This is a genomic window from Nostoc sp. PCC 9305 (genome assembly GCF_963920915.1).
Lineage (GTDB): Bacteria > Cyanobacteriota > Cyanobacteriia > Cyanobacteriales > Nostocaceae > Nostoc.
Genome location: NZ_CAWUDN010000002.1, coordinates 143,113 through 169,009, shown reverse-complemented (window position 1 = coordinate 169,009; position 25,897 = coordinate 143,113). Strand labels below are relative to the sequence as shown.

The 25,897-nt window shown below is 41.0% G+C and carries 21 protein-coding genes and 1 pseudogene; 13 read left to right on the top strand and 9 right to left on the bottom strand.

Translation table 11 applies throughout. From position 1 onward, the window contains the following. Positions 1-64: 64 nt before the first annotated feature. From ACM0OX_RS01525 to ACM0OX_RS01515, 3 genes are all read left to right on the top strand, one after another. Positions 65-475 carry an endonuclease domain-containing protein gene (locus tag ACM0OX_RS01525; RefSeq protein ID WP_414512478.1) on the top strand — a complete coding sequence of 137 codons (411 nt, stop codon included), beginning with the start codon at positions 65-67 and terminating at the stop codon, positions 473-475. A gap of 143 nt (positions 476-618) precedes the next feature. Then, positions 619-1,119 carry a Uma2 family endonuclease gene (locus tag ACM0OX_RS01520; RefSeq protein ID WP_414512476.1) on the top strand — a complete coding sequence of 167 codons (501 nt, stop codon included), beginning with the start codon at positions 619-621 and terminating at the stop codon, positions 1,117-1,119. Positions 1,120-1,270: 151 nt separating this feature from the next. Continuing rightward, positions 1,271-2,812 carry an ArnT family glycosyltransferase gene (locus ACM0OX_RS01515; RefSeq protein ID WP_414512475.1) on the top strand — a complete coding sequence of 514 codons (1,542 nt, stop codon included), beginning with the start codon at positions 1,271-1,273 and terminating at the stop codon, positions 2,810-2,812. Positions 2,813-2,892: 80 nt separating this feature from the next. Here ACM0OX_RS01515 and ACM0OX_RS01510 read toward each other — a convergent pair. From ACM0OX_RS01510 to ACM0OX_RS01495, 4 genes and pseudogenes are all read right to left on the bottom strand, one after another. Beyond that, positions 2,893-3,291 (bottom strand): annotated as a pseudogene (locus tag ACM0OX_RS01510) (ISAs1 family transposase); the annotation flags it as partial. A 23-nt stretch (positions 3,292-3,314) separates the two neighbouring features. Next, positions 3,315-3,470, bottom strand: coding sequence for a hypothetical protein (locus ACM0OX_RS01505; protein WP_414512473.1), 156 nt, complete (start codon positions 3,468-3,470; stop codon positions 3,315-3,317). Between the two features lie 40 nt (positions 3,471-3,510). Beyond that, on the bottom strand, positions 3,511-3,783 hold the full coding sequence (locus tag ACM0OX_RS01500) for a transposase family protein (RefSeq protein WP_414512471.1): 273 nt from the start codon (positions 3,781-3,783) through the stop codon (positions 3,511-3,513). 627 nt (positions 3,784-4,410) lie between these two features. Continuing rightward, the gene (locus ACM0OX_RS01495; RefSeq protein ID WP_414512469.1) at positions 4,411-4,818 is read right to left on the bottom strand and encodes a VOC family protein; all 408 of its coding nucleotides are present in this window, start codon (positions 4,816-4,818) and stop codon (positions 4,411-4,413) included. 586 nt (positions 4,819-5,404) lie between these two features. Between ACM0OX_RS01495 and ACM0OX_RS01490 the strand changes: the two genes are divergently transcribed. Then, positions 5,405-5,545 carry a hypothetical protein gene (locus ACM0OX_RS01490; RefSeq protein WP_414512468.1) on the top strand — a complete coding sequence of 47 codons (141 nt, stop codon included), beginning with the start codon at positions 5,405-5,407 and terminating at the stop codon, positions 5,543-5,545. 154 nt (positions 5,546-5,699) lie between these two features. On the opposite strand, the gene ACM0OX_RS01485 is transcribed toward ACM0OX_RS01490, so the two are convergent. The 4 genes from ACM0OX_RS01485 to ACM0OX_RS01470 form a co-directional block, all read right to left on the bottom strand. After that, positions 5,700-6,221, bottom strand: a complete 522-nt coding sequence (locus ACM0OX_RS01485; protein ID WP_414512467.1) for a lecithin retinol acyltransferase family protein — start codon at positions 6,219-6,221, stop codon at positions 5,700-5,702. A gap of 341 nt (positions 6,222-6,562) precedes the next feature. Next, the gene (locus tag ACM0OX_RS01480) at positions 6,563-7,450 is read right to left on the bottom strand and encodes an SIMPL domain-containing protein (protein ID WP_414512466.1); all 888 of its coding nucleotides are present in this window, start codon (positions 7,448-7,450) and stop codon (positions 6,563-6,565) included. Between the two features lie 197 nt (positions 7,451-7,647). Then, positions 7,648-8,025, bottom strand: coding sequence for a hypothetical protein (locus tag ACM0OX_RS01475; RefSeq protein ID WP_414512464.1), 378 nt, complete (start codon positions 8,023-8,025; stop codon positions 7,648-7,650). A 508-nt stretch (positions 8,026-8,533) separates the two neighbouring features. Further along, on the bottom strand, positions 8,534-9,622 hold the full coding sequence (locus tag ACM0OX_RS01470) for an NAD(P)/FAD-dependent oxidoreductase (RefSeq protein WP_414512462.1): 1,089 nt from the start codon (positions 9,620-9,622) through the stop codon (positions 8,534-8,536). A gap of 127 nt (positions 9,623-9,749) precedes the next feature. On the opposite strand from ACM0OX_RS01470, the gene ACM0OX_RS01465 reads away from it, so the two are divergent. The 5 genes from ACM0OX_RS01465 to ACM0OX_RS01445 all read left to right on the top strand — a co-directional run bounded on the left by ACM0OX_RS01465 (position 9,750) and on the right by ACM0OX_RS01445 (position 16,891). Next, complete coding sequence (locus ACM0OX_RS01465; protein WP_414512460.1) at positions 9,750-10,592, top strand: YaaW family protein; 843 nt, start codon at positions 9,750-9,752, stop codon at positions 10,590-10,592. Further along, positions 10,574-11,962, top strand: a complete 1,389-nt coding sequence (locus tag ACM0OX_RS01460) for an O-antigen ligase family protein (RefSeq protein WP_414512458.1) — start codon at positions 10,574-10,576, stop codon at positions 11,960-11,962. The genes ACM0OX_RS01465 and ACM0OX_RS01460 overlap by 19 nt, the downstream gene beginning before the upstream one ends. A 1,295-nt stretch (positions 11,963-13,257) precedes the next feature. Continuing rightward, entirely contained in the window at positions 13,258-13,779 is a 522-nt protein-coding gene (locus ACM0OX_RS01455) for a Ycf51 family protein (protein ID WP_414512456.1), read from the top strand. Positions 13,780-14,471: 692 nt separating this feature from the next. Next, a complete protein-coding gene (locus ACM0OX_RS01450) occupies positions 14,472-15,662 on the top strand; it encodes an iron-containing alcohol dehydrogenase family protein (protein WP_414512491.1) in 1,191 nt (396 codons plus the stop codon). Next, positions 15,659-16,891 (top strand): aspartate aminotransferase, encoded by a 1,233-nt coding sequence (locus ACM0OX_RS01445; protein ID WP_094350249.1) that lies wholly within the window; start codon positions 15,659-15,661, stop codon positions 16,889-16,891. The genes ACM0OX_RS01450 and ACM0OX_RS01445 overlap by 4 nt, the downstream gene beginning before the upstream one ends. A 658-nt stretch (positions 16,892-17,549) precedes the next feature. Here ACM0OX_RS01445 and ACM0OX_RS01440 read toward each other — a convergent pair. Continuing rightward, positions 17,550-17,954 (bottom strand): hypothetical protein, encoded by a 405-nt coding sequence (locus ACM0OX_RS01440; protein ID WP_414512454.1) that lies wholly within the window; start codon positions 17,952-17,954, stop codon positions 17,550-17,552. A 196-nt stretch (positions 17,955-18,150) separates the two neighbouring features. Between ACM0OX_RS01440 and ppsA the strand changes: the two genes are divergently transcribed. The 4 genes from ppsA (at position 18,151) to ACM0OX_RS01420 (ending at position 25,797) form a co-directional block, all read left to right on the top strand. Next, positions 18,151-20,649 (top strand): phosphoenolpyruvate synthase, encoded by a 2,499-nt coding sequence (gene ppsA / locus ACM0OX_RS01435; protein ID WP_414512452.1) that lies wholly within the window; start codon positions 18,151-18,153, stop codon positions 20,647-20,649. A gap of 414 nt (positions 20,650-21,063) precedes the next feature. Further along, positions 21,064-22,632 (top strand): dolichyl-phosphate-mannose--protein mannosyltransferase, encoded by a 1,569-nt coding sequence (locus tag ACM0OX_RS01430; RefSeq protein ID WP_414512450.1) that lies wholly within the window; start codon positions 21,064-21,066, stop codon positions 22,630-22,632. Positions 22,633-23,099: 467 nt separating this feature from the next. Beyond that, complete coding sequence (locus ACM0OX_RS01425) at positions 23,100-25,406, top strand: ATP-binding protein (RefSeq protein ID WP_414512448.1); 2,307 nt, start codon at positions 23,100-23,102, stop codon at positions 25,404-25,406. Next, positions 25,351-25,797, top strand: a complete 447-nt coding sequence (locus ACM0OX_RS01420; protein WP_114080291.1) for a response regulator — start codon at positions 25,351-25,353, stop codon at positions 25,795-25,797. The genes ACM0OX_RS01425 and ACM0OX_RS01420 overlap by 56 nt, the downstream gene beginning before the upstream one ends. Positions 25,798-25,897: the final 100 nt, after the last annotated feature.

Below are 25,897 nucleotides of genomic sequence, written 5' to 3'. Positions count from 1 at the left end.
GGGACTTTGAGAGCTTTTTGCCCCCCAATTTATCGGGGGGTTGGGGGGATCAAAACTAGAAACTATGACCAAAAAGCTCAATAATAGCGATTTCCATCTACCCTACAATCCAAAGCTTGTGGAAAGAGCAAAAGAACTTTGCAAAAACATGAATCCAGCAGAAAAGAAGCTTTGGTATGGATATCTGAGAACTTTTCAATTTCGTGTTTTAAAACAACGGACGATTAATCATTTCATCGTTTATTTTTACTGTCCCATTTTAAAAGTAGTGATAGAAATTGATGGGGGTAGTCATTTTACAGATCAAGGTCAAGATTATGACATGGAGAGAACTCATATTCTGGAGGGCTATGGTTTAAAGGTTCTCAGGTTTACAAATAGCCAAGTTTTAAATCAGTTTGATAGTGTGTGTGAGCAGATACAGGGTTTGATCCCCCCTAACCCCCCGATAAATTGGGGGGAAATTGTAGTTTAGTTTTTTTACAGCAGCGATCGCCTTCTAACCCCCATTATCTAACCTCAGAACTCGAAGGTTGCACTTCAGAGGTTAAAGAATCGAGGTAGGAGTTTAGAATTTAAGTTACAAGAGATATAGATTACTGGCACAAGGGTTAGGCAATGAGTGAAACTCAGACCCAGTTACCGACAGATATGGGGATTCTAGCGACAGGTTTAGACACAACCACCTTTCGTAAAACTGGTGTTCAGGATTGTCAGCCCGATATAGCGTATTACCTTAGAGAACGCGCCCAAACTATCCCAGCAGATACAGGAATTGTCAACCTCGATCGCTATTCTGCACCAGATTTAGTGATTGAGATTGCGAAAACATCTCTGTTGGATGACTTAGGTACAAAGCGATGTCTGGCGACAAGCCGCTTCGCGTCTACGCTCTATGAAGAATTAGGTATTGCTGAATACTGGGTAGTGGATGTGACGAATGCTCAAATCATCGCTTATGCGATCGCAGATCGAGGCAGTAAACGTATTCAAGAATCACAGGTATTGCCTAGATTGATAATTGCAATTTTAGAAGAAGCCTTACGCCGAAGTCGTGAAATAAGTCAGTCTGAAGTTTGCGCTTGGTTACTAAGCCAGTTTCAGCAAAATGAGGGTTGAACTTTGGCAGTTTGGAGCATTGTTAATTACTCACAACTTTCATCAGATTTACGATTGGATTCCGAGTATTATCAGCCTGAGTATCTATTTCAGGAGAAGAAAATCTTAAATCTTCATCCAAGATACTTACAAAATTTAGCAATTTTTAGATATGCGTCTATTCCGAGAAAAAGAATGGTTATTTAGCCTACTGGTAATATCTCTATTTCTATGGCTGATATTTTTAGGAAACTCCCCTTTGCGAGATTGGGATGAAGGTACTGTGGCACAGGTTGCCCGTGAAATTTGGCGTGCCCCATTTGGTTCAATGCATTGGCTTTACCCCACTTTGGGAGGAGAACCCTATCATAATAAGCCACCCCTGATGCACTTATTAATTGCTTGGACTTACTCGATCGCAGGCGTGAATGAATGGACAACACGTCTACCGGGTGCAGTGTTAACTGCTTTGGGAGTGCCTTTGCTTTACTTGGTGGGATGTTTGCTTTTTAACCAAAGTTTACCAGCTCTGTTTAGCGCTTTAGTTTACCTGACAATGTTGCCTGTGCTACGTCATGGAAGGCTCGCAATGCTAGATGGTACAACTATTACCTTTTTCTTGCTGCTGTTATTTTGTTTGCTAAAAGCACGTCAGAATCGTCGGTATGCTTTAGGTGTGGGATTTTGTCTAGGGTTAATCACTCTCACGAAAGGGATGATAGTTTTACCGCTAGGAGCGATCGCTTTTTTATTCCTGATTGCAGATCGGCATTTTGCTTTGTTAACAAGCCCCTATTTATTAATGGGAATGTTTATAGGAAATGCACCTGCGATCGCTTGGTTTGTCGCTCAATGGCAACATTATGGCGAAACTTTCTTCCAAGTGAACTTTCAAACACAAACCTTTGATCGCCTGACACAATCTGTTGAAGGTCATAGTGGCCCACCCTGGTACTATTTAATTGAGTTAATTAAGTATAGTTTTCCCTGGCTATTATTTTTACCAGGAGGTTTTTATCTAGCTTGGAAAAAACGTCATACTTCCTGGGGTAGTGTAGTTATTATTGGCACAATTATTTACTTAGTAACTATCTCTTTAATGAGAACTAAGCTCCCGTGGTATGTTATGCCTGTATATCCATTTTTAGCTTTGGCGATTGGTGCTAAACTTAGCGACATTTGGCAGTATGGTCATTTTAAGGTGCGAAGTTTGACAATATTTTTGGCTATTATCGCCATTGCTGGTTTAGGAGGTTGTGTTTACTTTATTCTTGCCAAGAAAGAACCTAGTCTCATAGTCATGAGCCTTGTTTTGGCAATAAGTATGAGCATCGCAGTATGGTTAATTAGACAACGCGATCGCAACTTTATTCCAGTGTTATTTTCTGGGATGTACTTAGTTTTAGCACTGTTAATGAGTTCGCAATCATGGATTTGGGAATTAAAGGAAGCTTTTCCAGTTAAACCAGTAGCAGAATTAATTCGAGCAAATGTTTCAACAGGAACACAAATTTATACTTCTTTTGCTTATGGGCGTCCTAGTTTAAACTTTTACTGTGATTGCAAGGTAACTCCTGCACCTGTGCCCACTTTACAACAAGTGTTATCTAATAAATCTTATTTACTGTTAGACAATGGGACTTTACAGCAAATCAATTTAACTGGTAGTAAAATTATCGGTTCGGCTCAAGGATTTACACTGATTTCACCATAAGTTAAATATGTAATACCAATTCTTTATGAAGCTGCATATAATTCGATCCCCCCTAGCCCCCCTTAATAAGCAGGGTGGTTTCATACAAAGAAAGAAAAAACCTTTTGAATTTGATTGGCTAAAGCACGTTGAGCTTGAGGGATAGTGCGAAAACCAAGAAATCTGGCAAGAGTGATGAAAAAATTATGTAAGATTGCCCAGTTAACTGGAGCATTACCACCTCTTCGCAGTGGAAAGTCTTCTGAAAAAGTCACATCGCGAACCCAATGGAGTCGGTTTTCAATTCCCCAATGTTTCTGGGTGTCGGTTAAAGCATCTTTAGCCGACATGATCTGACTACAAATATAGAACTGACGCTCTTGAAATGATTGACCATCACGGATGCCAGAACGTTCAACTTGGACAAAAGTTTTAAGTCCAGCCCACTGACTTTGTAATTTTTCTGGAGCCGCGAATACCTTACAACAACGCAAAACTTTGCGATGCCTGCGGCGGGCTACGCCTACGCCACTTCACTAATTTTTTTGTTGGACATTGGTTGCATCTTGAGTACAATGCCCCGTTCATGACTATAAACTGATACTGTACTGATAAAGTTTTGGTAGGACTGACTGTAATCTGTGACTGTGCAACGAATGCCTTTACCATCTATTGCCAAACGTTCTCCTGGTATTGGTGGAACAAAAACCGATGCCCAATTAAAAAATCAAGTCGGTAAATGGTTGAAAATCTACTGTTTTCAGTACTCGTCGAAATGTTGAATAGGATGGAAAGTTGATTGTCACATCTAGGTTTAACAGTTCAATCAAGCTCTGCCTGTGTATACGGGTAAAATCTTCGAGTGGTCGGTAGCCCCAATATCCTGTCATTGCTCCCAGCAATATTAGTAACAATACTAACCATAATTCATGTCTTCGTCCCCGGATGTGCCTATAGTCTGGGACTTGCTGCAATTGTTCGACGAGATTCATACTTGTTAGTTATCCATTTTTATTCACCCTCTACAAACCATTATTATTTTTCTCTCGTTGTATGAAACCACCCTGCCCAACCTCCCTTAATAAGGGGGGGCAAAAAGCTCTCAAAGTCCCCCTTTTTAAGGGGGACTTAGGGGGATCTACGACGATTTTGGTTTTCTAGAAAGATGTGTGTACACCGTAGCTTGTGAAGGGGGGAAACAATAAAATCTAGTTCCCTCCCCAATACATACGGGGAGGGTTAGGGTGGGGTAAAACCCTGGTTAATCTAGCTATTTCAGACTTGTGTGTACACCGTAGCCGCTTGCGGGGAGGGGTTGGGGGTGGGGTTTTAGCGACTTTTGCAAGAGGTCTATTTATTATTAAGAGTGAAGCAAACATTATATAAAAGTCAAAAGCATTGCTAGGGCTGGCTACAACTAAGGGACAATTATAAAGAAATGTAAATATTTTCCAGAGGCAGCATAAATTACGCATTTTATCCCGATAAATCTATGGAAGAAAAGGTATATTCCTATCGATAATGTTCATACAGAATTAGTCGGTATCATGTACCCCAGTAAATCAAAAAGTTCTAGCCTGTAAAAATCCTGCCCTGTACATTAAACGTCTAGACATAACTTATTTGGTTATGTCTTTTTTGTTGTCGTTAGTCTCAAAACGTTGAATTTCAATCAAATAACCATCAAGATCGCGGAAAAAACAATGGTAAATATTGTACTTTTCATTTAGTGTCGGTGGCTTTTCAAATTCGACGCCACGTTCTTTGAGATATTCAAACCATTCATCCACCTGCTGTGTTACGAGGGTAAAAATAACACTTGAGTGTTTATCGGTTGGAGGACTTAATTTTTCGCTTGCTTGACACAATCCTAAGTATCCAGAACCACTAATAGTATAAATTCGGCAGGTTCCTTGGTCAAGCCATAACTCTAAACCTAGCTTTTGCTCGTAGAATTCTGTAGATGCATTGAGATTATGGGTAGACAAGAAGGTAATTTGCTGGTCTATTTGCGGATGAGTAGACATAAAACACATTTGAGTATATACCCTAACGACATCGGGCGATCGCAGATGTAAAAATTGATTGATGTTAGAAACCTGTTACTGCTCCAGAATGCCTTAAGTGCATCTGGAGTTTCTTTTTGGAAAAAGCCATAAAAATTTTCCCAATCATCCTGATATGGCAATACATGGCTGAATAAGGATGCATACTGAATTATCTATATTTAACACGGGCATCACTTATTGATGTACCCTTCCTACCAAACAACTCTCGCAAAACAGCTTCAGATTATCTGGGGCTGTTTTGCGTTACTTCTCACAGAGAAGGAATGTAAACAAGAATCCTCAAACACTTTTATCTACATTTGAGTGTATACCCGGATGACGTAGGATTCTCTCAGGGTGAAAATTTGGTATAGGTAAATGCGTATCTTTCCTGACTCCAGATTTGTCACAAACATTTCTGGAGTTTTTTCATTACTGGAGTTTGAAATCAGCAATTTAGTCTAAATTCAAGTGAATATTTGATTTTGATTATGAACACGCATATTATAGCTGTGCAGTAAAATAAATATAAATTAGGAATTTTTATAAAAATTACTAAGAAAGTATGGAAATCTCAAATTCTACTCCTCAGAGAGACATACCACAGGTACAAGCTTCGCAAACACTTGTACAAGCTAAGAGTATCAGCCGTCGGGAGTTTATGAAATTGTCATTAGAAGAACGGCGATGCGGAAGCACAGGCTGAGTTAATGTTATTACATTACGAGCAAGATAAAGAATGGCAGGAATTACACACAGGAGAATTGATTGATTATTTATTTTACTTATAAGCAAGGTTATCTGGCTTACTGCTTTTGAGCCGACATCGGGAGCATAAATAACAAAAGTCTGCCCTATTTTTAAAGTAATTTTAAAAAACTATTATCATCGTCATCATCGTCTTTATCTTTCCAAAAATTAAACGTATCCTCTATACTTTTATGTATAGAGTTTTTACTTGATTCTACCGATTTAATGACATTTATTAGGTTCTTAGACAAACCATCAGCGACAGCAACACCATTATCTCCTATGATTTCTTTAGCCTTATCCACTTGAGGACTAATTGGTTTACCTGTCTTACAATAATGTGCAAAATGCTCACAGTTATTATAAAAAATATTGTAGTCTTTCTCTCCTAATCTTCGTTTTGCTCTCATGAATACAACTAGTGGAGAATCAGATTTATCATATTTCTTAATATAGATTTTTCTATTTTTAGCAAACTCATTCATGGAAACCCAGAGAATTATTCCGTCCTTCCCGTGTTTATAATTATTTTGATAATGAATAACAGTGTCATTACCACAATCAATTCCATGATGATAGGGAGATTTACTATTATTATAAATACTACAGTATATGTGATCTCCTTGTGCCATTATTGATCTCCAGATATAACTATACATTTTAAAATATTTAGGCACATTTTATTAAACGTGTTATTTATTTGTCAGTAGTAAAAACCCTAAAAATTTTGTATAAAGTCAGAACCAAATCTTTAAGTAGAAATTTTTTAAACACTAGAATTTTATCTAAGTAAATACTGAGCAATTTCAAGAAATAAACATGATAATTTATATAAATAAATTTACAAAGTATGAAATAAATAAAAAGTGCGATCGCACCTATCCTTATTGATTAGACTCAGAAAAAAAATAGTTAAGCGATCGCACTTCCAATTTTGACTAAATCAAAGTGCGATCGCAGTAAATATAAATGTTTATTTCGTTGTATACGTCACAAAAATATCCTTTTTCATTTCAACTTCTGCTGGGGCATCTGGATTATAAGCTGGTGATAATAAAAAACTAGCAAATGACGGTAAAGGAACTCCAGTTTTAGAACTACATGAGGGATAAAATAATGTATAAAATGGCTCGGCGACAGAGGGTGTACCAAGTTTAACTTCCATCGCAGTTGCTAAAGCCTGAGCGCGGCTTTGAGCATCTTTCATCGCTGATTGATAAACTGAACTCTGCAAAGCCTGACAGTCATTTACTGCGTACTCAACACCCACACTCTTGACAGAAAGGTTTTCAATTTGGCTTGTGGACTTGTTCGCTGTAGCAACAATTTCCTGGACGCGATCGCGTGTTGGTTTTTCCAGTCTCACCAATATCTTGGCGTTATTTTCACTGGCATTAGGGTTAATTTGCACTTGAATTTTATCAGCCTTAATACCTTTAGCAACTAAGCTATCTACTACAGGCTGAAGAGTTGCTTTAGTTGGGGATTTTTTGTTTGGTAAAGGTTCTGCTACTGTTTTGTAATTCAAAAGTAGAGTTGGTGAGGCAGCCCGGTCTTGTTGTTCCAACAAAGAGGGACTGCCGTTCGCCCTTGGCGTGCCGGAGGCATACCCGGAGGGTGAGGATATGCGACGGGTTTCGGGTAGAGATGATGGTTGCGTTTGTAACTCATCATTGCTACTTCCACTACTTCCACTACTGAATACCAACTCAATATCCGCTGTATCTGCTGGCACTCTCACTACTCCTTGACCGATTACCATTAATGAATGGCGATCGCTTGCTGGTGGGTAAAACAATTGGGCATTAGTGACTTTAGGTGTTAATCCTCCTACCCCGACAGTTACGGAAATACTTAGCATTAGAGCAGTTATTTTTCTCATATCCTAGGAATATCTTTTGAACTTAGTGATTGTCAAAGTTTACACCTCAATAGGAATATACTTAAAAAAATCTTGAGCTAATCCCACAGCCTTTAGTCGTGGGATTAGCTCAAAAATTCAAAATTCACTGCGGGCGTTATGATATCTCAGCAGAGAGCCAAATCTAGTTAGAACTATTAGCCAAACCAGTGAGAGGGTTCACAAGCTGGCTGAGCTGTTTCACAAACACGATGGCTAATCCAATCTGACTTTTCTTGAACGATTAAACAAATGCCTTGGTGAATCAAATTCTGTAAATGTAGTTGCTGCTCTAAGGGTTTACGAGGCAATTTGTAATAAGCCAAGCTTCCTTGTTCAGCCTCCGCTAGCGGAATCTGTTCGTCAGACATGACGCTGTAAAAGGAGGGAATGCGGTTGAGGACGAAAGTAATTAGCTCTTGGCGTAAGTCAGGAATCGCAAAGGCTTGTTGATATGGATGGGATGGATATGTATTCAAAATACTTTCAATTTCTCCCACTATTGATTGTTGTGTGAAATTGACTACCGTTTTCATGGTTTTTAAACTCCTTTTTTAATCAAGTCAATGCTTGGTGGAGAGAATAACTTTTTTAGATGGCAACGTCGTGATGACAATCAGTTAAAAATAACTCAACTTACAGATGCAATCAACCCCGAAACTAGCCTCTTATCTTGGTACAATCTCAGACATTTGGCTTTGCTTATTTTAGTTAAAGTTTATACTGTCTCACAGCATGACTTATTAAAACAGCGTCCAATAAGCTGGTAATTTACCGACATTTTATATTTATAATCCTAATTATTTCAAATTTCTGCCTTTTTGGTAGAAATCTACATAAAATGCAGCATAAAGACTAGGGGATCAAGATTAACAGCAATAAAACTACTTGAATTAGGAACAAGTTTTTCATGAAGTTAAGCTTTTTGGGTAATTGGCATCACTTTTTAGGTTCGCAGCAAAATTTGCTATTTCATCTAAAAAAATTATTTGTTGCACTTTGATTTAGTCAGTCGAAAAAATAGCGACTCACGATAGTGCAGGATCAGTCTAGCGACAGATGAAATGATCGGGCAAAAACGTTTAAAAAGTTCACATTATCAAAAGATAGATGAAGTAACTGATTGTTAATTTCATCAGCCGCAGCTAATGCAGAAAGCATCGCACCTTCGACAAGATTCCCGCCACACCAATCACCACAGCAAACTAAAGGTAAGGAAGTTCCAGCAGACAAAAAAGCTTCGTGCCAAAAACGGCTAGGAAAGGCATAACGCCAACGATGTACTTGCATCCATTCGGGAGTATTCAGCCAAGGAAGGGACAGAGATTCAGCTGCTCGTTGTAACATATACTGTCCGGCAGGTTGTAAATCCTGTGATTCTAAATGACGTTGGGCAAAATCAGCGCTACTTTGCACCACAAAATGTGGTTGTTGAGTGTTAGGACGCTTGCTACTGTCCAAACCAATCCATGCTAAATCAGCATCATCCACAAAAGTTAGGGCTTTCCACTGAGGGAGGGGTTGGGATGTAGAAGGATATCCCGCGATCGCACTAATCGAAGGATAAAATTCTACAGAACGCAAGTTATCAAGAAAGGCTGCATCCAATACACTCTCACCCAAAGATTCTAATAACATCACAGCTTGGGGTGCAGGAATAGCGACGACTATAGCTTTTGCAGTTAATTCCTCGTTACTAGATTCGAGAGTCAGACGCCAGCTATCTTCGGGAGTTGGTGTAATAGCAATGACACGCTGATTCAGTAATATTTCTAAACCTGGGGCGAGGGATTTAGCGATCGCACTCATTCCCCCAGGTGCAACATAACGCGGACTGCGGTTTTTTGGTTCAGATAAAGGAGCATCTGCTGTGAGTTCGTAAACCTCCTCTGTCCAAACTTCGAGGATATGGCGATCGCGCAATATCTCCACAAAACGTCTAAATAATTCACCCTTTGGCTTCAGGTAACAAGCCCCATGATCTGCCAAAGTTCCATGCAAGCGGCGTGTAGCTAGTCTTCCTCCCAAACCGCGCGACTTTTCTACCACTACCACCGAATATCCAGCTTGACTTAACTGCTGGGCACAGACTAAACCTGCAATTCCGGCACCAATCACTGCAATATCAGTCATGAGTCAATAGTCCTTAGTTAGTTATTGGTCATTAGTTATTATCAAAGGACTAAATTACTACTAATGACTGCTGAAAGCTAATAGTAGAATAAGGTACAGAAAGCTGCACGGAAGGGAGGAAGGGAAATTGGATGAAATGAGGGCGGCGCTAGAGTTAGCGACCGAAGAAGAATTGCAAGACTTAACGGCAATTCTATTTAGTCGTAAGTTCAATCCCTTAGACTATGTACACACACCCGAACCCATCGAAGTTCAAAGCCAAGACCGCAAAGCTTGGTTAGATGCACTAGAGGGACGCTTTCGTTTTTTGGCGGCAGATGGGGTGACAGTATTACGGGGACGTACAGGGCAAGTAACTTACCGACAAGCGTTAGTTCAAGTATGTAAGTATCTAAAAATTCCCTATTCTCATCAGCTAGCAACTATTGATTTAGAAGCAGAAGTATTTTTGCATCTACTAGGACAGGTGTGGAAAAAATTACCGGAACAAGAAAAGCAAAAATTAACTGTACAGGTGCAGCGTCAGCTGCTCAAATCAGAACTAAAACAACCCTTACCACTTTTATTGCAACGTGACCCCTTGGGTTTACTTTTCAAAGGTGGTAGTGCGATCGCAGTTACTTCTCTTCTCCAGCCACTTGTACTGAAGCAAATTGCCCGTCAATTTGCCATCCACTTTGCTACTTATGAAGTAGCCAAACAAGCGGCGATTACAGGCACAGAAGCAGCTGCAACCCAATTTCAAAGCTATGTAACGATGCAAATGGCGCAACGAGGTATGACAGTAAGTGCAGCTCGTTATGGGGCAGCCCGCACGATGTTTGCCGTAATTGGCCCGATGATGTGGACTTGGTTTATTGCGGATTTAGGCTGGAGAGCGATCGCTACTAACTATGGTCGAATCATCCCCACTATCTTCGCCTTAGCTCAAATTCGCCTCACTCGTGAGGAATGTTGGGAGCCAGCTTGAACAAAGTTTTTGACTATTTCAAGTCTCGTTGGCAATCTTCTTGGAACTACTCTCTATGGGCACTGTTAATCTTCCCATTGAGTCCTTTAGTGGGGGCTGTGACTGTAGGTTTTGTCTCATTAATAACTTGGCTGAAACAATCCCGCAAAATTAATCGCCGCCCCCTTAACTGGGGATTTGCCCTGTTGAGTATTTTACTGATCGTGAGTGCTGGCTTTGCCCAAGACAAAACAGCAGCTTTCCTCGGCTTATTTAATTTATTACCATTCTTTTTACTTTTCGCTGCCCATAGCGCTCTGATTCAAACATTTGCCCAATTGCGGCAAATGGCTTGGGCTTTGGTAATTGGTTCCATGCCAGTAGCAATTATGGGCTTGGGACAATTATTTTTAGGCTGGAGTTTCAAGTTCCAGTTTGTGTGGGTTGTGTTTAGTTGGACAATCAGACCAGGCGGAAACCCACCAGGTCGTATCGCTTCACTTTTCTTGCACGCTAACACCTTCGCAGCTTATCTAGTAATAGTTTTCATCCTTAGTCTAGGGTTGTGGATCGAACAATGGCGATTAGGGATGAGGTATTGGGGATTGGGCATAAGAGGCAGAGGGGCAGAGGGGCAGAGGAGCAGAGGGGAAAGACTTACTGCGTCCCCTTCTCCAGTTCCCTTTCTCTTCCTAACCGTGGCGGTGATTACGAATTTTATTACCTTAATTTTCACCAACTCGCGTAATGGGTGGACGATCGCTATTTTTGCCTGTTTAGCTTATGCTCTCTACCAAGGTTGGCGCATTCTTGTAGGTAGCGTTGCTGCGATCGTTTCTAGTATTCTTTTAGCGGCTTTTGCTCCCTCAGCAGTCGCTCACATTTTTCGCTTCGTAGTTCCTGCCTTCTTTTGGGCAAGGTTAAATGACGATATGTATCCAGATAGACCAGTCGCTTTAATGCGAAAAACTCAGTGGGAGTTTGCCTGGTCTTTAGCTCAACAACATCCTTGGACTGGTTGGGGGTTACGTAGTTTTAGTACTCTTTACAGAGCAAAGATGCAGATTCCCTTGGGTCATCCCCATAACTTGTTTTTAATGTTATCTGCTGAAACTGGTTTTCCCAGTGCTTTTTTATTTTGTGGCTTACTAGCTTGGATTTTGATTATAAGTGTCCAACTACTGCAAAAGTCAAAATATATAAATGCAGGAGACAAGTTGATATTTTTCAGTTATCTTCTGTCCTTTGTTGGGTGGATTTTATTGAATACAGTAGATGTAACCCTCTTCGATTTCCGTTTGAATGCGCTTTCATGGCTAATTTTGGCTGCCATTTCTGGAGTAGTACATCGTTATCGCGAAAAAGACAGGGTTGCATCTCATCAAAATTAGCTATTAGTTTTTTCAGTGTATGCACTGGGGACATTGATAGTTTTAAGTTAATAATATTGTTATATTCACGTCTGTGAGTGTGACTAATACCTAATTAGTCACTGTTGCTGATTGTTGGGAAGGTGTAGGGACATCCCTTTTGGGGTTTTCCTGCATGACGGGCATCTCTTGTAGATGCCCTTTTGTATATTTATTATTTTTATTTAGTTAAACACGATTCAAAAACAGGATTTATCGGTTATATATCAATACAGTTCAGTTAAGCGTTTCTTTCTTCTCTCAGTGTTCTCTGCGCCTCTGTGGTAGCCTGCGGCAAGCCGTACCACTTCGTGGAAGCAAGCTACGCGTAGCGTCTCGTAGAGAAGCGTCTACGTTAAAAAAATTAACTATGACAAAGAGTTTTAGCCTTAACCCAAGCGTATTGGGTTATATATCAGAACTTAATTTAACAACAAAATAATTTAGATAAAAAGAGAATATTAAATTAGAAATTGTTGTTAAAGTTGATAAATTTATATTATTAAAACTGAGTGATAACGAAATTTGCTAAAAGTTTTATTTTGGCTACATCACTAGTTTAGGACTTTTTCCATACCCTAATTCTCGCTGCAATTGCTGCCAAAGAAAATGTGGTTTTTTGCCGAATTGACGACGCGGCGGCTAAAATTAGGATTCGCTCTAAATGAAACAAAGATGCTGATTGAACGGCAATTATTGATAGTGTTCAAACTAAGTTGCAAATACCTCAAAATTCCTATACAGCACTTCCAGCTATTATGCAATACAGACCGCCAGGGAATAGAATTCCCTGTCTAATGGTGTAAGTCCTCTAGAAGAGGACTAGAAAAACTTGGGTTAAAGCACTGACAGCTATTATGCAATACAGTACAGTTTTTCTTCTTGCCCTTTTCTATCACAGCTTTTAGCTTTGAGGATGTACCTCATAGCTGCCGGAAGTGCTGTATCGTCTCTGCTGAGGCAATACTGTTCTGAATAACTGAGGAATTTGGAAAAGTAATACCAGTTTTAGCTATGGTAAACCAGAGGGTTGAAGACCGAAAATCTTTAATTATGATAGGATCGCGCCCAATAGACCTCTTGCAAAAATATATTTTTGCAAGAGAGCGTAAAGGTTAAAGGGAAAGGATTTTGAGTTTCTTTACCCTTTACCCCGACTTTTGCAAGAAGTCTAATATTCTGATTGGCATTAAAGACTACGATAACCTTTATGGTGTAAGCTCTCGGTAAAATGGGTGTGTCGGTAACGAAAAAAAGACGCTTCCATAACCAACCTTATGCTCACAACAGCTAACTTTCTTCAGTACACCCAATGGTCAGGTATAGCTACCTTGGTATTTGCTGCCTTGACATTTTTGGCTTTTATTCTCAAATGGGGCATCCGCTTTCGGTTGGTGGGTACGACTGGCTTTATGCTGGTGGTGACTGCTGGTTTATTTGGACTCTCAATAGTCCCCTTGAGTCGGACTGTGATTCCTGGAGCAACCCGGTACACTCTAGTTTATGACAATGGCTCAACACAAGCGGTGATTGCTACATCACCCCAAATTACACCCACACAATTAGAAGCAACTTTACGTCAAGCAGCTAGCAATCTCTTTTCTTATGGTCGCTCAGGTTCACGGGAAGACGGAAATTTGACAGTTCGCGCCCGTACCATTATCCACCCGGAAACAGGGATTTCTGTCCCAGTTTACTTGGGTGAGGTGAAGCGATCGCTCGTTTCTCATCAAAATTCCCCGGTAACAGTCAAAATTTACACAGACAATTTCGCCAAATTGCCAAAACCTACTGCTTAAGAGGCAGGGAGCAGGGGAGCAGGGGAGAAAGTCTTTTCCTTGTGCCCCATGCCTAATGCCCCATGCCTAATGCCCCATGCCCAATGCTCAGAGAACAAAAGTAAATTACCTGTTATCAGGATGACAAAAATTATTTTGTATTTACTGATACAATAATGGTTATTTTTAGATTAAGATATTCACACTTTAGTGGTTATACTGTGGGAAAAAGTTAATCAGCGTGGGGTAATGGGTACTGACAGTTGTGATTTGTCAGTTGTTGTTCTAATTGCCCCTGTTGTTATTTTCAAAATTCTTTGAGAAGAATCAAGGGGTTGTAGGGACATATATTTGCATACCTTTACATATATATCTGTAGCTAAAAATTGCATCAAATAACACGACCGCCTACACATTATCAATTCTCGATTGCTTTTCTTGAGAATCTGACAGTGGTAATGTTAATTAATTATACGGTTATTCAAAACTTTGATAGTTCGGAATTTCAGGTCAATGGATATTTATAGATTCAAGGAATGTCGTCAAACTACTCAATCAGTCGGCAACAGGACTTGTCTATTTAATTGCTTGGCTCAAATCCAGATCGGCCGCGTGTCAGGTTGGAGCCATCCAAGAACCAGTTTGGCAACAAGTGTCCTCGATCGCTAGTCTATATTATTAAGAAATATCAAGGTTTTGGTAAACGAGATTATATGCCCAATAATTTTTCTACTCAACCTTCTTTGTCTACTCAAACCTCTAGTTCATTCTTTACGCTCACAGTTTCCCCTGCAAAAGTAATCCGTGGTTCTGGGGTGTTGCAAACAGCCGCAGCAGAGATTGCCTGTTTGGGAAGTCGTCCCTTAATTGTGACAGGTAAGTCTACTCTCGCTATCAGCCAACAAAGTTTACAACCAGTTTTAGAAGCGCAGCAGTTACATAGTGTCCAAGCTTCTTATGGTGCAGATTGCTGCGAAGCTAGCCTGAAATCTTTACAGAAAAAGGCAAAAGAACATAAAGCTGATGTCATTATCGGTGTTGGTGGTGGCAAAGCCCTAGATACAGCGAAATTAGTCGCGCAGCAGTTACATCTACCAGTGGTGACAATTCCTACTTCCGGCGCTACTTGTGCAGCTTGGAGTGCCTTATCGAATGTTTATTCAGAAGATGGGGCTTTTCTGTATGATGTGGGGCTATCTCGTTGTCCCGATTTATTGATACTCGATTATGACTTGGTTAAAACTGCACCACAACGTACCTTGGTAGCTGGAATTGGTGATGCGATCGCTAAATGGTACGAAGCCTCAGTTAGCAGTGGACACCTGCAAGACACTTTAATTATTGCTGCGGTGCAACAAGCACGAGTTTTGCGAGACATCTTGTTGCAAAAGTCAGCCGCCGCCCTCGAAGAACCAGGTAGTGAGGTTTGGCGAGAAGTGGTAGATGCTACTGTGTTACTCGCTGGGGTAGTTGGGGGACTTGGAGGGGCGCAGTGTCGCACTGTTGCCGCCCATGCCGTGCATAACGGTTTAACTCATATTTCAGGACATGGCAGTATTCATGGCGAAAAAGTTGCTTTTGGGATTTTGGTGCAACTGCGTTTAGAAGAAATGCTACAAGGCAATCAACTAGCAGCATCGGCACGGCAACAGTTGTTAAAGTTCTACACAGAAATTGGACTACCCCAGAAATTAAGTGATTTGGGATTGGGCAATATTACATTAGGTGAATTGCAAACAGCCGTCGAAATGGCTCTAGTTCCTAATTCTGATATCCATCGACTACCGTTTAAAGTCGCGCCAGAACAGTTGATGGCGGCAATGGTTTCCACCACTGCACCTATAGATAGTAGAGATACTACAAATCGAGTTTCGCCCAAGGGAATGAGTGACGAGGTTTTATGAGTTTAAATTGGATTGTCCCAGCAGAACGCATACAAAAACTACCACCTTATGTATTTGCCCGTTTAGATGAACTGAAAGCTAAAGCACGGGAACAAGGGTTAGATTTAATTGACTTGGGTATGGGAAACCCCGATGGTGCAACGCCAGCGCCAGTAGTAGAAGCGGCGATCGCAGCTTTAAAAGATCCCGCCAATCACGGTTATCCACCTTTTGAGGGCACAGCTAGTTTCCGCCGCGCCATCACTAACTGGTATCGTCGCCGTTATGATGTGGTTCTCGATCCTGATAGCGAAGCCTTGCCATTGCTGGGTTCTAAAGAAGGATTAACTCATTTAGCACTTGCCTACGTTAACCCTGGTGATTTAGTTCTGGTTCCTTCCCCAGCTTATCCGGCACATTTTCGCGGCCCGGCGATCGCTGGTGGGAAAATCCATAGTTTAATTCTTAAACCCGAAAATGACTGGTTAATTGATTTAGCTGCCATTCCTGACGAAGTTGCAAGACAAGCTAAAATGCTCTATTTCAACTATCCCAGCAATCCCACCGCCGCCACCGCCCCCCGCGAATTTTTTGAAGAAATCGTCGCTTTCGCCCGCAAATATGAAATTTTGCTGGTGCATGATTTGTGTTACGCCGAGTTAGCTTTTGATGGTTATCAACCCACTAGCTTGTTAGAAATTCCCGGCGCGAAAGATATTGGTGTGGAATTTCATACCTTATCTAAAACCTACAATATGGCTGGTTGGCGCGTCGGGTTTGTCGTGGGGAACCGCCATGTAATTCAAGGTTTGCGGACGCTGAAAACTAACTTGGATTACGGCATTTTTGCAGCATTACAAACAGCAGCCGAAACAGCTTTGCAACTGCCAGATGTGTATTTACACGAGGTACAACAACGCTACCGTACCCGCCGCGATTTCCTGATTCATGGTTTAGGAGAGTTGGGTTGGGATATCCCCAAAACCAAGGCGACAATGTATCTTTGGGTGAAGTGTCCCGTTGGTGTTGGTTCCACAGATTTTGCGCTGAACGTGTTGCAACAAACAGGCGTTGTAGTTACTCCAGGTAATGCCTTTGGGGTTGCAGGTGAGGGTTATGTCAGGATCAGTTTGATTGCAGACTGCGATCGCTTGGGTGAAGCTTTACATCGCTTCAAGCAAGCTGGCATCCGCTATCAGCCTGAAGCTGTAGTCCCTGCTTCAGAAGCGATCGCCGATCTGGTTAGTTGATTAGCGAAAAGACAACCAATATTACATGACTAAAATTTTTGCTGACGATCTTTGAGATCGTGTAAAAAATACGATTATACGAAGCGACAGCTATTGCAAGTGAACTCTCTAACGTGGACTTCCAGGTTGAGACAACCCGTAGCTATATTCAATAGACCTCTTGCAAAAATATATTTTTGCACTCTTAGGGAAAAGGGAAAAGGTTAAAGGGAAAGGATTTTGAGTTTTTTTCCCCTTTTCCCCTTCCCCTTTACCCCGACTTTTGCAAGAAGTCTAATAGACTTCTTGCAGAAGTGGGGGGAAGGGATAAAGGTATGGAATTTTCCCTTCCCCTTTAACCTTTCCCCAACATCTTGCAAAGTTATTTTTGCAGGATGTGTAATATCTGCTGTCAAAAGGTAATGTAGCATTCATTGCCCGCAAACCAGGATATTGAATGAAGATAGAGGGCTGTTAGAGTTTACGGAAGACTGCCTTCTGCTTGCTGTCTTTCTTAATAAATACCTAATCTTAAATCCAATATCTAATTTTTTTGCTATGGTGATCCCAAAGGAATTGTTAAGTGCTTACGAAATGTAAATTAAGTAATTAATTACTGTATAAGTATAATAAAGTACAGAAAGCGTAAATAATTTATCTGTAGAATACATCTTTCTTGTTACTTAGTGGGTTGGGCAATACGCGTTTCAATATCTTCTAATGTTTGTAACAATAAACGATTTGCCTGCAATTTCCAACCCCATTTCTGAACTCTATAAGCTAATACAGTCCCAACTACACACGCTAACAAGCCTATGGGTTGATTTAAAGAAATTCCTAATAACAAACCCAATCCAGCAATTCCCCAAAATGGTAAGGCTACTGCTTGTCTTTGTTCTTCTACAACTTGGGTAATTATATTAGATTTCATCGTAGCAAGTAAAGCCTCTTTTACTTGCTGCTGTTCTGTTAGCGATACTGTTAAACCTATTTTACGGCGTAGTTTTTCTATTTTGCGGGCATCAGTACTGTATTCAGTTAGTTCATCTTCTGCCATTTTCAGGAGTCGTTCTAGCTGCGCCATAATTTATTACATCCGGTATTTCGATCGAGTTATTAAACTGAATAATTGTTAATTTTTATTGCTTATAGTTTTGGATTTTATCGCCAAATATCAAACTACGCGACATAACCAAAAATCTCAAGTTGAATATGGGAAAAATAAATATAGTAGCAGTTATGCACTTACAAATTGAGTATAAACTGAAAAGGTAATATTTATGGCTACAGTATCTAAAAGCACTTTGTCTCTATCTGCCCAAGAGCGATCGCTCATTCTCTGGTTTGATGAAATTGGGATTGCTGATATCCCAGTAGTTGGTGGTAAAAATGCCTCACTAGGGGAAATGATTCAACAGCTAACGCCCAAAGGCATTAACGTTCCCACAGGATTTGCCACTACTGCTTACGCTTATCGTCATTTCATTCAATCAGCGGGGTTAGAAGCAAAGCTACGCAAACTTTTTGCTGACTTGGATGTTGAAGATGTCAAAAATTTACGAGAACGCGGCAAAAAAGCGCGATCGCTATTAATCCACACACCATTTCCTGTAGAATTGCGCGAGGCGATCGCCACAGCATACCATAGTCTCTGCGAACAGTACCATGCAGACACAGATGTGGCAGTCCGTTCCAGTGCCACTGCTGAAGACCTTCCCGATGCTAGTTTTGCTGGACAGCAGGAAACTTACCTCAACGTTGTCGGTGTCGAAGGAGTTTTAGCAGCTTGTCATAAATGCTTTGCTTCTCTATTTACCGATCGCGCTATTTCTTATCGTCACGCCAAGGGATTTGACCACTTTAGCATTGCTCTGGCTGTGGGTGTGCAAAAAATGGTGCGCTCTGACTTAGCAACCTCTGGGGTGATGTTCTCCATTGATACAGAAACAGGTTTTAAGGATGCGGCACTAATTACAGCCGCCTACGGTTTAGGTGAAAATGTTGTCCAGGGGTCTGTAAATCCCGATGAATATTATGTTTTTAAACCAACTTTAAAAGCTGGTTTCCGCCCAATTATCGATAAAAAATTGGGCAGCAAAGAACTGAAAATGATTTATGATGACGGCTCTAAATTTACGAAAAATGTTTCAGTTTCACCCAGTGAAAGAGGTAAATTCGCTCTCAGTGATGAAGAGATTTTACAATTAGCAAGTTGGGCGTGTTTAATTGAAGACCATTATTCCCAAGTCCACGGCATTTTCACTCCAATGGATATCGAGTGGGCAAAAGATGGGATTACTAACCAACTTTTTATTGTGCAAGCGCGCCCCGAAACCGTTCAGTCACAGAAGACGGGAAATGTGTTGCGGAGTTATCGTTTGTTATTAGGGAATCGGGAATGGGGAATCGGAAATGGCGAAAATTCCCACTCCTCACTCCCTGATTCCCAATCCTTAATCCCCCTGGTTACGGGAAGTGCAATTGGGGAAGCAATTAGTCAGGGAAAAGCACGCTTAATTCTAGATGTTCAAAAACTAGAACAGTTCCAAGTCGGGGAAGTCTTAGTGACAGAGAGAACCGATCCTGATTGGGAACCAATTATGAAACGCGCCAGTGCAATTGTAACCAATTCTGGAGGCCGCACGTGTCATGCAGCAATTATTGCGCGAGAATTGGGTGTACCTGCGATCGTGGGATGCGGTAATGCTACGGACATCTTGAAACCTGGCCAAGAGGTAACAATTTCTTGTGCTGAAGGGGAAGAAGGAAAAGTTTATCCAGGCTTATTACCTTTTGAAGTCAAAGAAGTTCCTTTAGAAAACTTACCCCGCACCCGCACTAAAATTTTAATGAATGTGGGTAATCCCCAAGAAGCATTAAGTTTATCGGCAATTCCCAACGATGGTGTAGGTTTAGCGCGGACAGAATTTATCATTGCTAACCAAATTCAAATTCATCCAATGGCCTTGATTCACTATGATTCGTTAAAAGATGAATTTGCCAAAGCTAAAATTGCTGATATTACCGCACTTTACGACGATAAACCCCAATATTTTGTAGATAAATTAGCTCAGGGCATTGGTAGAATTGCCGCAGCTTTTTATCCGAAATCAGTGATAGTCCGAACCTCAGATTTCAAAAGTAATGAATATGCCAATTTATTAGGTGGACGACAGTTTGAACCCCATGAAGAAAACCCAATGTTAGGTTGGCGAGGGGCGGCGCGTTACTACGATGAAGGCTACAGAGAAGCTTTTGCCTTAGAATGTCATGCCCTCAAAAGGGTACGGGAAGAAATGGGTTTGACAAATGTCATCCCAATGATTCCCTTTTGCCGCACCCCTGACGAGGGGCGTTTGGTTTTAGCAGAGATGGCAAAAAATGGTTTAAAGCAAGGTGTTAACGGCTTGCAGGTTTATGTAATGTGTGAGTTGCCCAGTAATGTGATTCTGGCTGAGGAATTTGCTGAGGTATTTGATGGCTTCTCCATTGGTTCTAACGATCTAACTCAATTGACGCTAGGGATAGACAGGGATTCGGCGTTAGTAGCGCGATTGTTTGATGAACGCAGTCCAGCTGTTAAGCGAATGGTAAAAATGGTCATAGAAACAGCCAAAAAATGCGATCGCAAAATCGGCATTTGTGGGCAAGCACCCAGCGACTATCCAGAATTTGCCCAGTTTTTGGTGGAACAGGGAATTGACTCGATTAGTCTAAATCCTGATTCGGTTTTAAAGACGATGCTAGAAGTGGCAAAAGTCGAGAGTCCTGAGTTCTGATTGCAGTGGGTTTTAGTGTATTAAATCGAGCGGTCGCACCGACACAACAATGGTAATAGATATTGGGCAATTGTCGAAAAGGCAACTACAACAATTGTGGGAACTATCCCAATACTGCTCGGGTTTTGCATTTTTAAATTGGAATTGGGTTTGGGGTAAAGGTTAAAGGGTAAAGGTTAAAGGTTTTTTCTTTCCCCTTTCCCCTTCCCCTTTTCCCCTTAACCGACAAGTATTGGGAACTATCCTTCTTAAACAATTGCCTGAAAAAGATGGTTTACCCACTCAAGATTATGAGGTAGGCTGGCACTTGTGGCAAGCTTCTCCTGTTCCAAATGTACCTGAAGAGTAGAGGGGGGTGAGGGAGACAACGGAGACAAGGAGGCCTAATAACAAATGACCAATGACAAATGACTAATGAATAAAAAGTGGTTCCGAATTGGGATGGTGAGTGTATTTATTCTCTCACTTGCTTTACGGTTTTGGGGATTGGAGCGATTCAACACTCTGGTATTTGATGAAGTTTACTTTGCCAAATTTGGTAATAATTATCTTACGCATACGCCATTTTTTAATGCTCATCCGCCGTTGAGTCAATATATGATCGGCATCGGTATTTGGATTGGCAGTCACATTCCTTTTTGGCACGATACGGTAAATGGGCTGACAGGTTCATTGCGATCGCCTTGGACTTATCGTTGGTTCAATGCCCTCACAGGCTCATTTGTTCCTGTAGTTGTGGCTGCGATCGCTTATCAGTTAAGTTATCGTCGTACCTTTGCAATACTTGCAGGATTATTTACAGCTTGTGATGGTATTTTTCTAGTTGAGTCTCGGTATGCTTTAAGTAATATTTATATCGTCATTTTTGGTTTGTTAGGGCACTGGTTTTTATTATTGGCATTAGATAACCAAAATCGGCGACGTTCTTTTTGGTTAGTTTTTGCTGGCATTGGTTTTGGTGCCTCAGTCGGTACTAAGTGGAATGGTTTATGGTTTCTATCAGGTGCTTATCTCATTTGGATAGCGGCTTGGGTAATTCATTTAATACATTCTTTTCCTAACTCCAAACTCTTTTTTAGATCCCCTTCATTAGAGGAGGCAGGAGGCAGGAGGCAGGAGGCAGGAGACAGAAGTCAGGAGGCAGGAGGCAGGAGGCAGGAGGCAGGAGTTAGTACTTATTCTCCCTCATTACCTTCATACCCCTCATCTCAGACACCACTACAAAATTTAACTCAGCTAAATATTTTTCAGATGCTGTTTTATCTAGGAATTATCCCAGCTTTTATCTATAGCATCATCTGGATTCCTCACCTTCAACTAGATAAAACTTATGGATTTATTGCAGTACATCAGCAAATTTTGAAGTTTCATTTACATCTAGGGGGTAATAGTCCTAACGTACATCCTTACTGTGCTGCTTGGTATAAATGGCCTTTGATGACTCGACCAATGGCATATTATTATCAAACGGCTGAAAGTATCAGCGAACCCTTACCTGTGATGGGGCCGCCTTTACCTGCTGGTGCTGGACAAGTTATCTATGATGTTCATGCAATGGGTAATCCATTTTTGTGGTGGTTTGGTGTCGCCGCCATGTTGTTTTTAGTAGGGATGCTGGTATCACAAGCGGTAATTCCTTGGGTGAAAGAAAAGCGTTTTTCTATGCCTGCAACTCTTAGTGTTGATACTTGGATTGCTTTGTATTTAGTTATAAATTATGCTGCTAATTTATTACCTTGGGTGAAAGTTACAAGGTGTGTTTTTATCTACCACTATATGTGTGCAGTGGTGTTTGTATTTTTAGCGATCGCTTGGTTTGTCGATCGGTGTCTTTGCAGTTATTATCAACAACTCCGAGCGCTAGGTGTCACCATTACTTTTATCATTCTGGCTGCTTTTATTTTCTGGATGCCCATTTATTTGGGTTTACCCCTTTCTCCTAACGGTTACAAGCTGCGAATGTGGTTCAACTCTTGGATTTGATTAAAGAAGAATTCAGGAGTCAGAATTCAGTAGTCAGTAGTCAAGACACTATGGTGCGATCGCTGCGCTATCCGCCAGTACTTCTCTACAAGACGCTGGCTGCGCGTAGCTTGCTTCCACATGGTTCGACTCCGCTCACCAGTTGCTCAGTAACCATAATATAGAATTAAATTCTGAGTTCTGGCTCCTGACTTCTGAATTCTATTTTTTAACATAGCTACACATATATAGAATTGTTCAATCACATGGTTTTCATATTTCTTATCGCTATGTAACTTTAGTCACTGTTAGACTTTTCAAAGCACAAGCAGATCGAACTAAGGCTGCAAAACGCAACACCAGGGCATGGGAAATTAGATACTAAGTAAAAATGATGAATGGAAAATTATAAAATTTTTACATTCATCATTCTGCATTATTATAGATACTCTAGTTTTGATGCTCCCGGACAACACAGGAGGATCGTCATGGAAATGAACTTACAATTACCAGGTATTAATTTAATTAGCTTGAAAGAGGCACCGATTCATATTTCTAGCCAAATTCAGCCTCATGGTGTCCTGTTAGTTTTGGAGGAGCCTGAGCTAAAAATATTACAAGTTAGCACTAATACATTAAAGATTTTCGGAGTTTCTCCCGAAAATATGTTACACAAAAAACTAGAAGATTTACTCGATCCCTTTCAAATAGAGAGAATTAAAACAGGGCTATCCGGGGAAAATCTTGATTTTATCAATCCCACCAAAGTTTGGGTGCGAAAAAAAGGTGATGAATATATAGTATTGGATGCAGTATTTCACCGTAATACAGAAGGGTTTTTAATTCTGGAATTAGAACCTGCTCTTACTCAAGAAAATATCCCATTTTTAAGCTTTTATCATCTAGCTAGAGCATCTATTAATCAATTAGAAAAAACAGCAAATCTTCGCGATTTTTGTCAAGTTATCGTTCAAGAAGTTCGGAAAATAACGGAATTTGACAGGGTAATGCTATATAAATTCGATGATGATGGACATGGTTCTGTTGTCGCTGAAGAAAAACTAGAAAGCCTAGAACCATATTTAGGGCTGCATTATCCAGAGTCAGATATTCCCAAACCAGCGAGAAAGTTATTTGCTGCTAATTCGATCAGAATCATCCCTGATGCTTATTCTCAGCCAGTCAAACTTTTTCCTGTCAATAATCCCATTAGCGATCGCCCGATTAATTTAACCAACTCTATTCTCAGAAGTGCTGCTTCCTGTCATACAGAATACTTGCATAATATGGGTGTTGGTGCTTCGCTGACGATCTCTTTAATTAAAGACCAAAAACTCTGGGGACTAATTGCTTGTCATCATCAATCCCCGAAACATGTTTCCTACGAATTGCGTAAAGCTTGCGAATTTTTGGGGCGAGTGATATTTGCAGAAATCTCAGCAAGAGAAGAGACAGAAGACTACTATCACCGAATAAACCTGACACACCTTCAATCAATATTGATTGAATACATGTCTCAAGAAGAAAACTTCATTGATGGTTTAGTTAAAAACCCACAGCATCTTTTAGATTTGGCCAGCGCTCAAGGTGCAGCTGTGTGTTTTGGGGGAAATTGCACAGTAGTTGGTGAAACCCCTAGAGAAGAAGACCTGAATTTTTTAGTCCAATGGCTGAAGAATAATGTTGAAGAAGAAGTCTTCTCTACAGATTCCTTGCCGCAAATTTATCCAGATGCTGAAGGTTTTAAAAATGTCGCCAGTGGTTTGTTAGCGATTCCCATCGCCAAGCGGAATTATGTTTTGTGGTTTAGACCGGAAGTAATTCAAACTGTAAATTGGGGTGGCGATCCTAATAAAGCGTTTGAAGTTAACCAGTCAGAAGGAAATGTTCGTCTGTGTCCGCGCAAATCATTTGAATTGTGGAAAGAAACGGTTCGCTTAACATCTTTACCTTGGAAAGATGTAGAAGTTAAAGCAGCACTAGAATTGCGGAAAGCAATTGTTAATATTGTGCTGCGTCAAGCCGATGAACTAGCCCAGTTAGCCCAGGATTTAGAACGTTCTAACGCCGAATTGAAAAAGTTTGCCTACGTTGCCTCCCATGACTTGCAAGAACCACTCAATCAAGTTGTGAATTACGTGCAGTTGTTAGAGATGCGCTATAGCGAAGAACTTGACGAAGATGCTCAGGAGTTTATCAGCTACGCTGTGCAGGGAGTTAGCCTGATGCAGACGTTGATTGATGACGTACTGGCATACTCGAAAGTGGATATGCAAGCGATCGCATGTCAAATGACCGAGGTAGAGAAAGCCTTAAATCGGGCGTTGGGCAATTTGCGTCAACGCATTAATGAAACTGGCGCTACTATCACCCACGACCCCTTACCAATAGTTATGGCTGACAGCACCCAACTGATGCAGCTATTCCAAAACCTCATCGGTAACGCCATTAAGTTCCACAGTGACCAGACGCCACAAATCCATGTGGGAGCAGAAAGGATAGAAGATGCATGGCTGTTCTCAGTTCGGGATAATGGTATTGGCATTGATCCGAAATTTAGCGATCGCATTTTCGTCATTTTTCAGCGCTTACACACGCGGGATGAATATACTGGTACAGGTATGGGTTTAGCCATCTGTAAGAAGATTGTCGAATGTCACCGGGGGCGGATCTGGGTAGAGTCAGAACTGGGTGAAGGCGCAACCTTCTACTTTACGATTCCAGTTGGAGGACGCGAACTTGAGCGTAGAAACGGGAGAAAAACACAAAACCATCTTTTTGGTCGAGGACAATAAAGCTGACATTCGCTTAATCCAAGAAGCGTTGAAAAACAGTTCAGTGCCCTACCAAGTGGTAACGGTCAGGGATGGTATAGATGCTATGGCTTATTTACGCCAAGAAGGTGAATATGCTGATGCACTACGCCCTGACCTCATTCTGCTGGATTTGAATTTACCTAAAAAAGATGGTCGAGAAGTGCTGGCGGAAATAAAAGCCGACCCGCTACTAAAGCGTATTCCAGTTGTTGTGCTAACAACCTCAAAAAATGAGGATGACATTTTTCACAGCTACGATTTGCATGTGAATTGCTATATCACTAAATCTCGCAACCTCAACCAATTATTTCAAATCGTCAAGAGTATTGAAGATTTTTGGCTCTCTACTGTAACGCTACCATCGGAGTAAGGTAGGGGGCAGGGGAGCAGAGGAGGTAGGAGAGGCAGGGGAAGAATAACTAATGACTAATGACTAATGACAAGATAGAGCAGCAATAGGGGGTGAAACC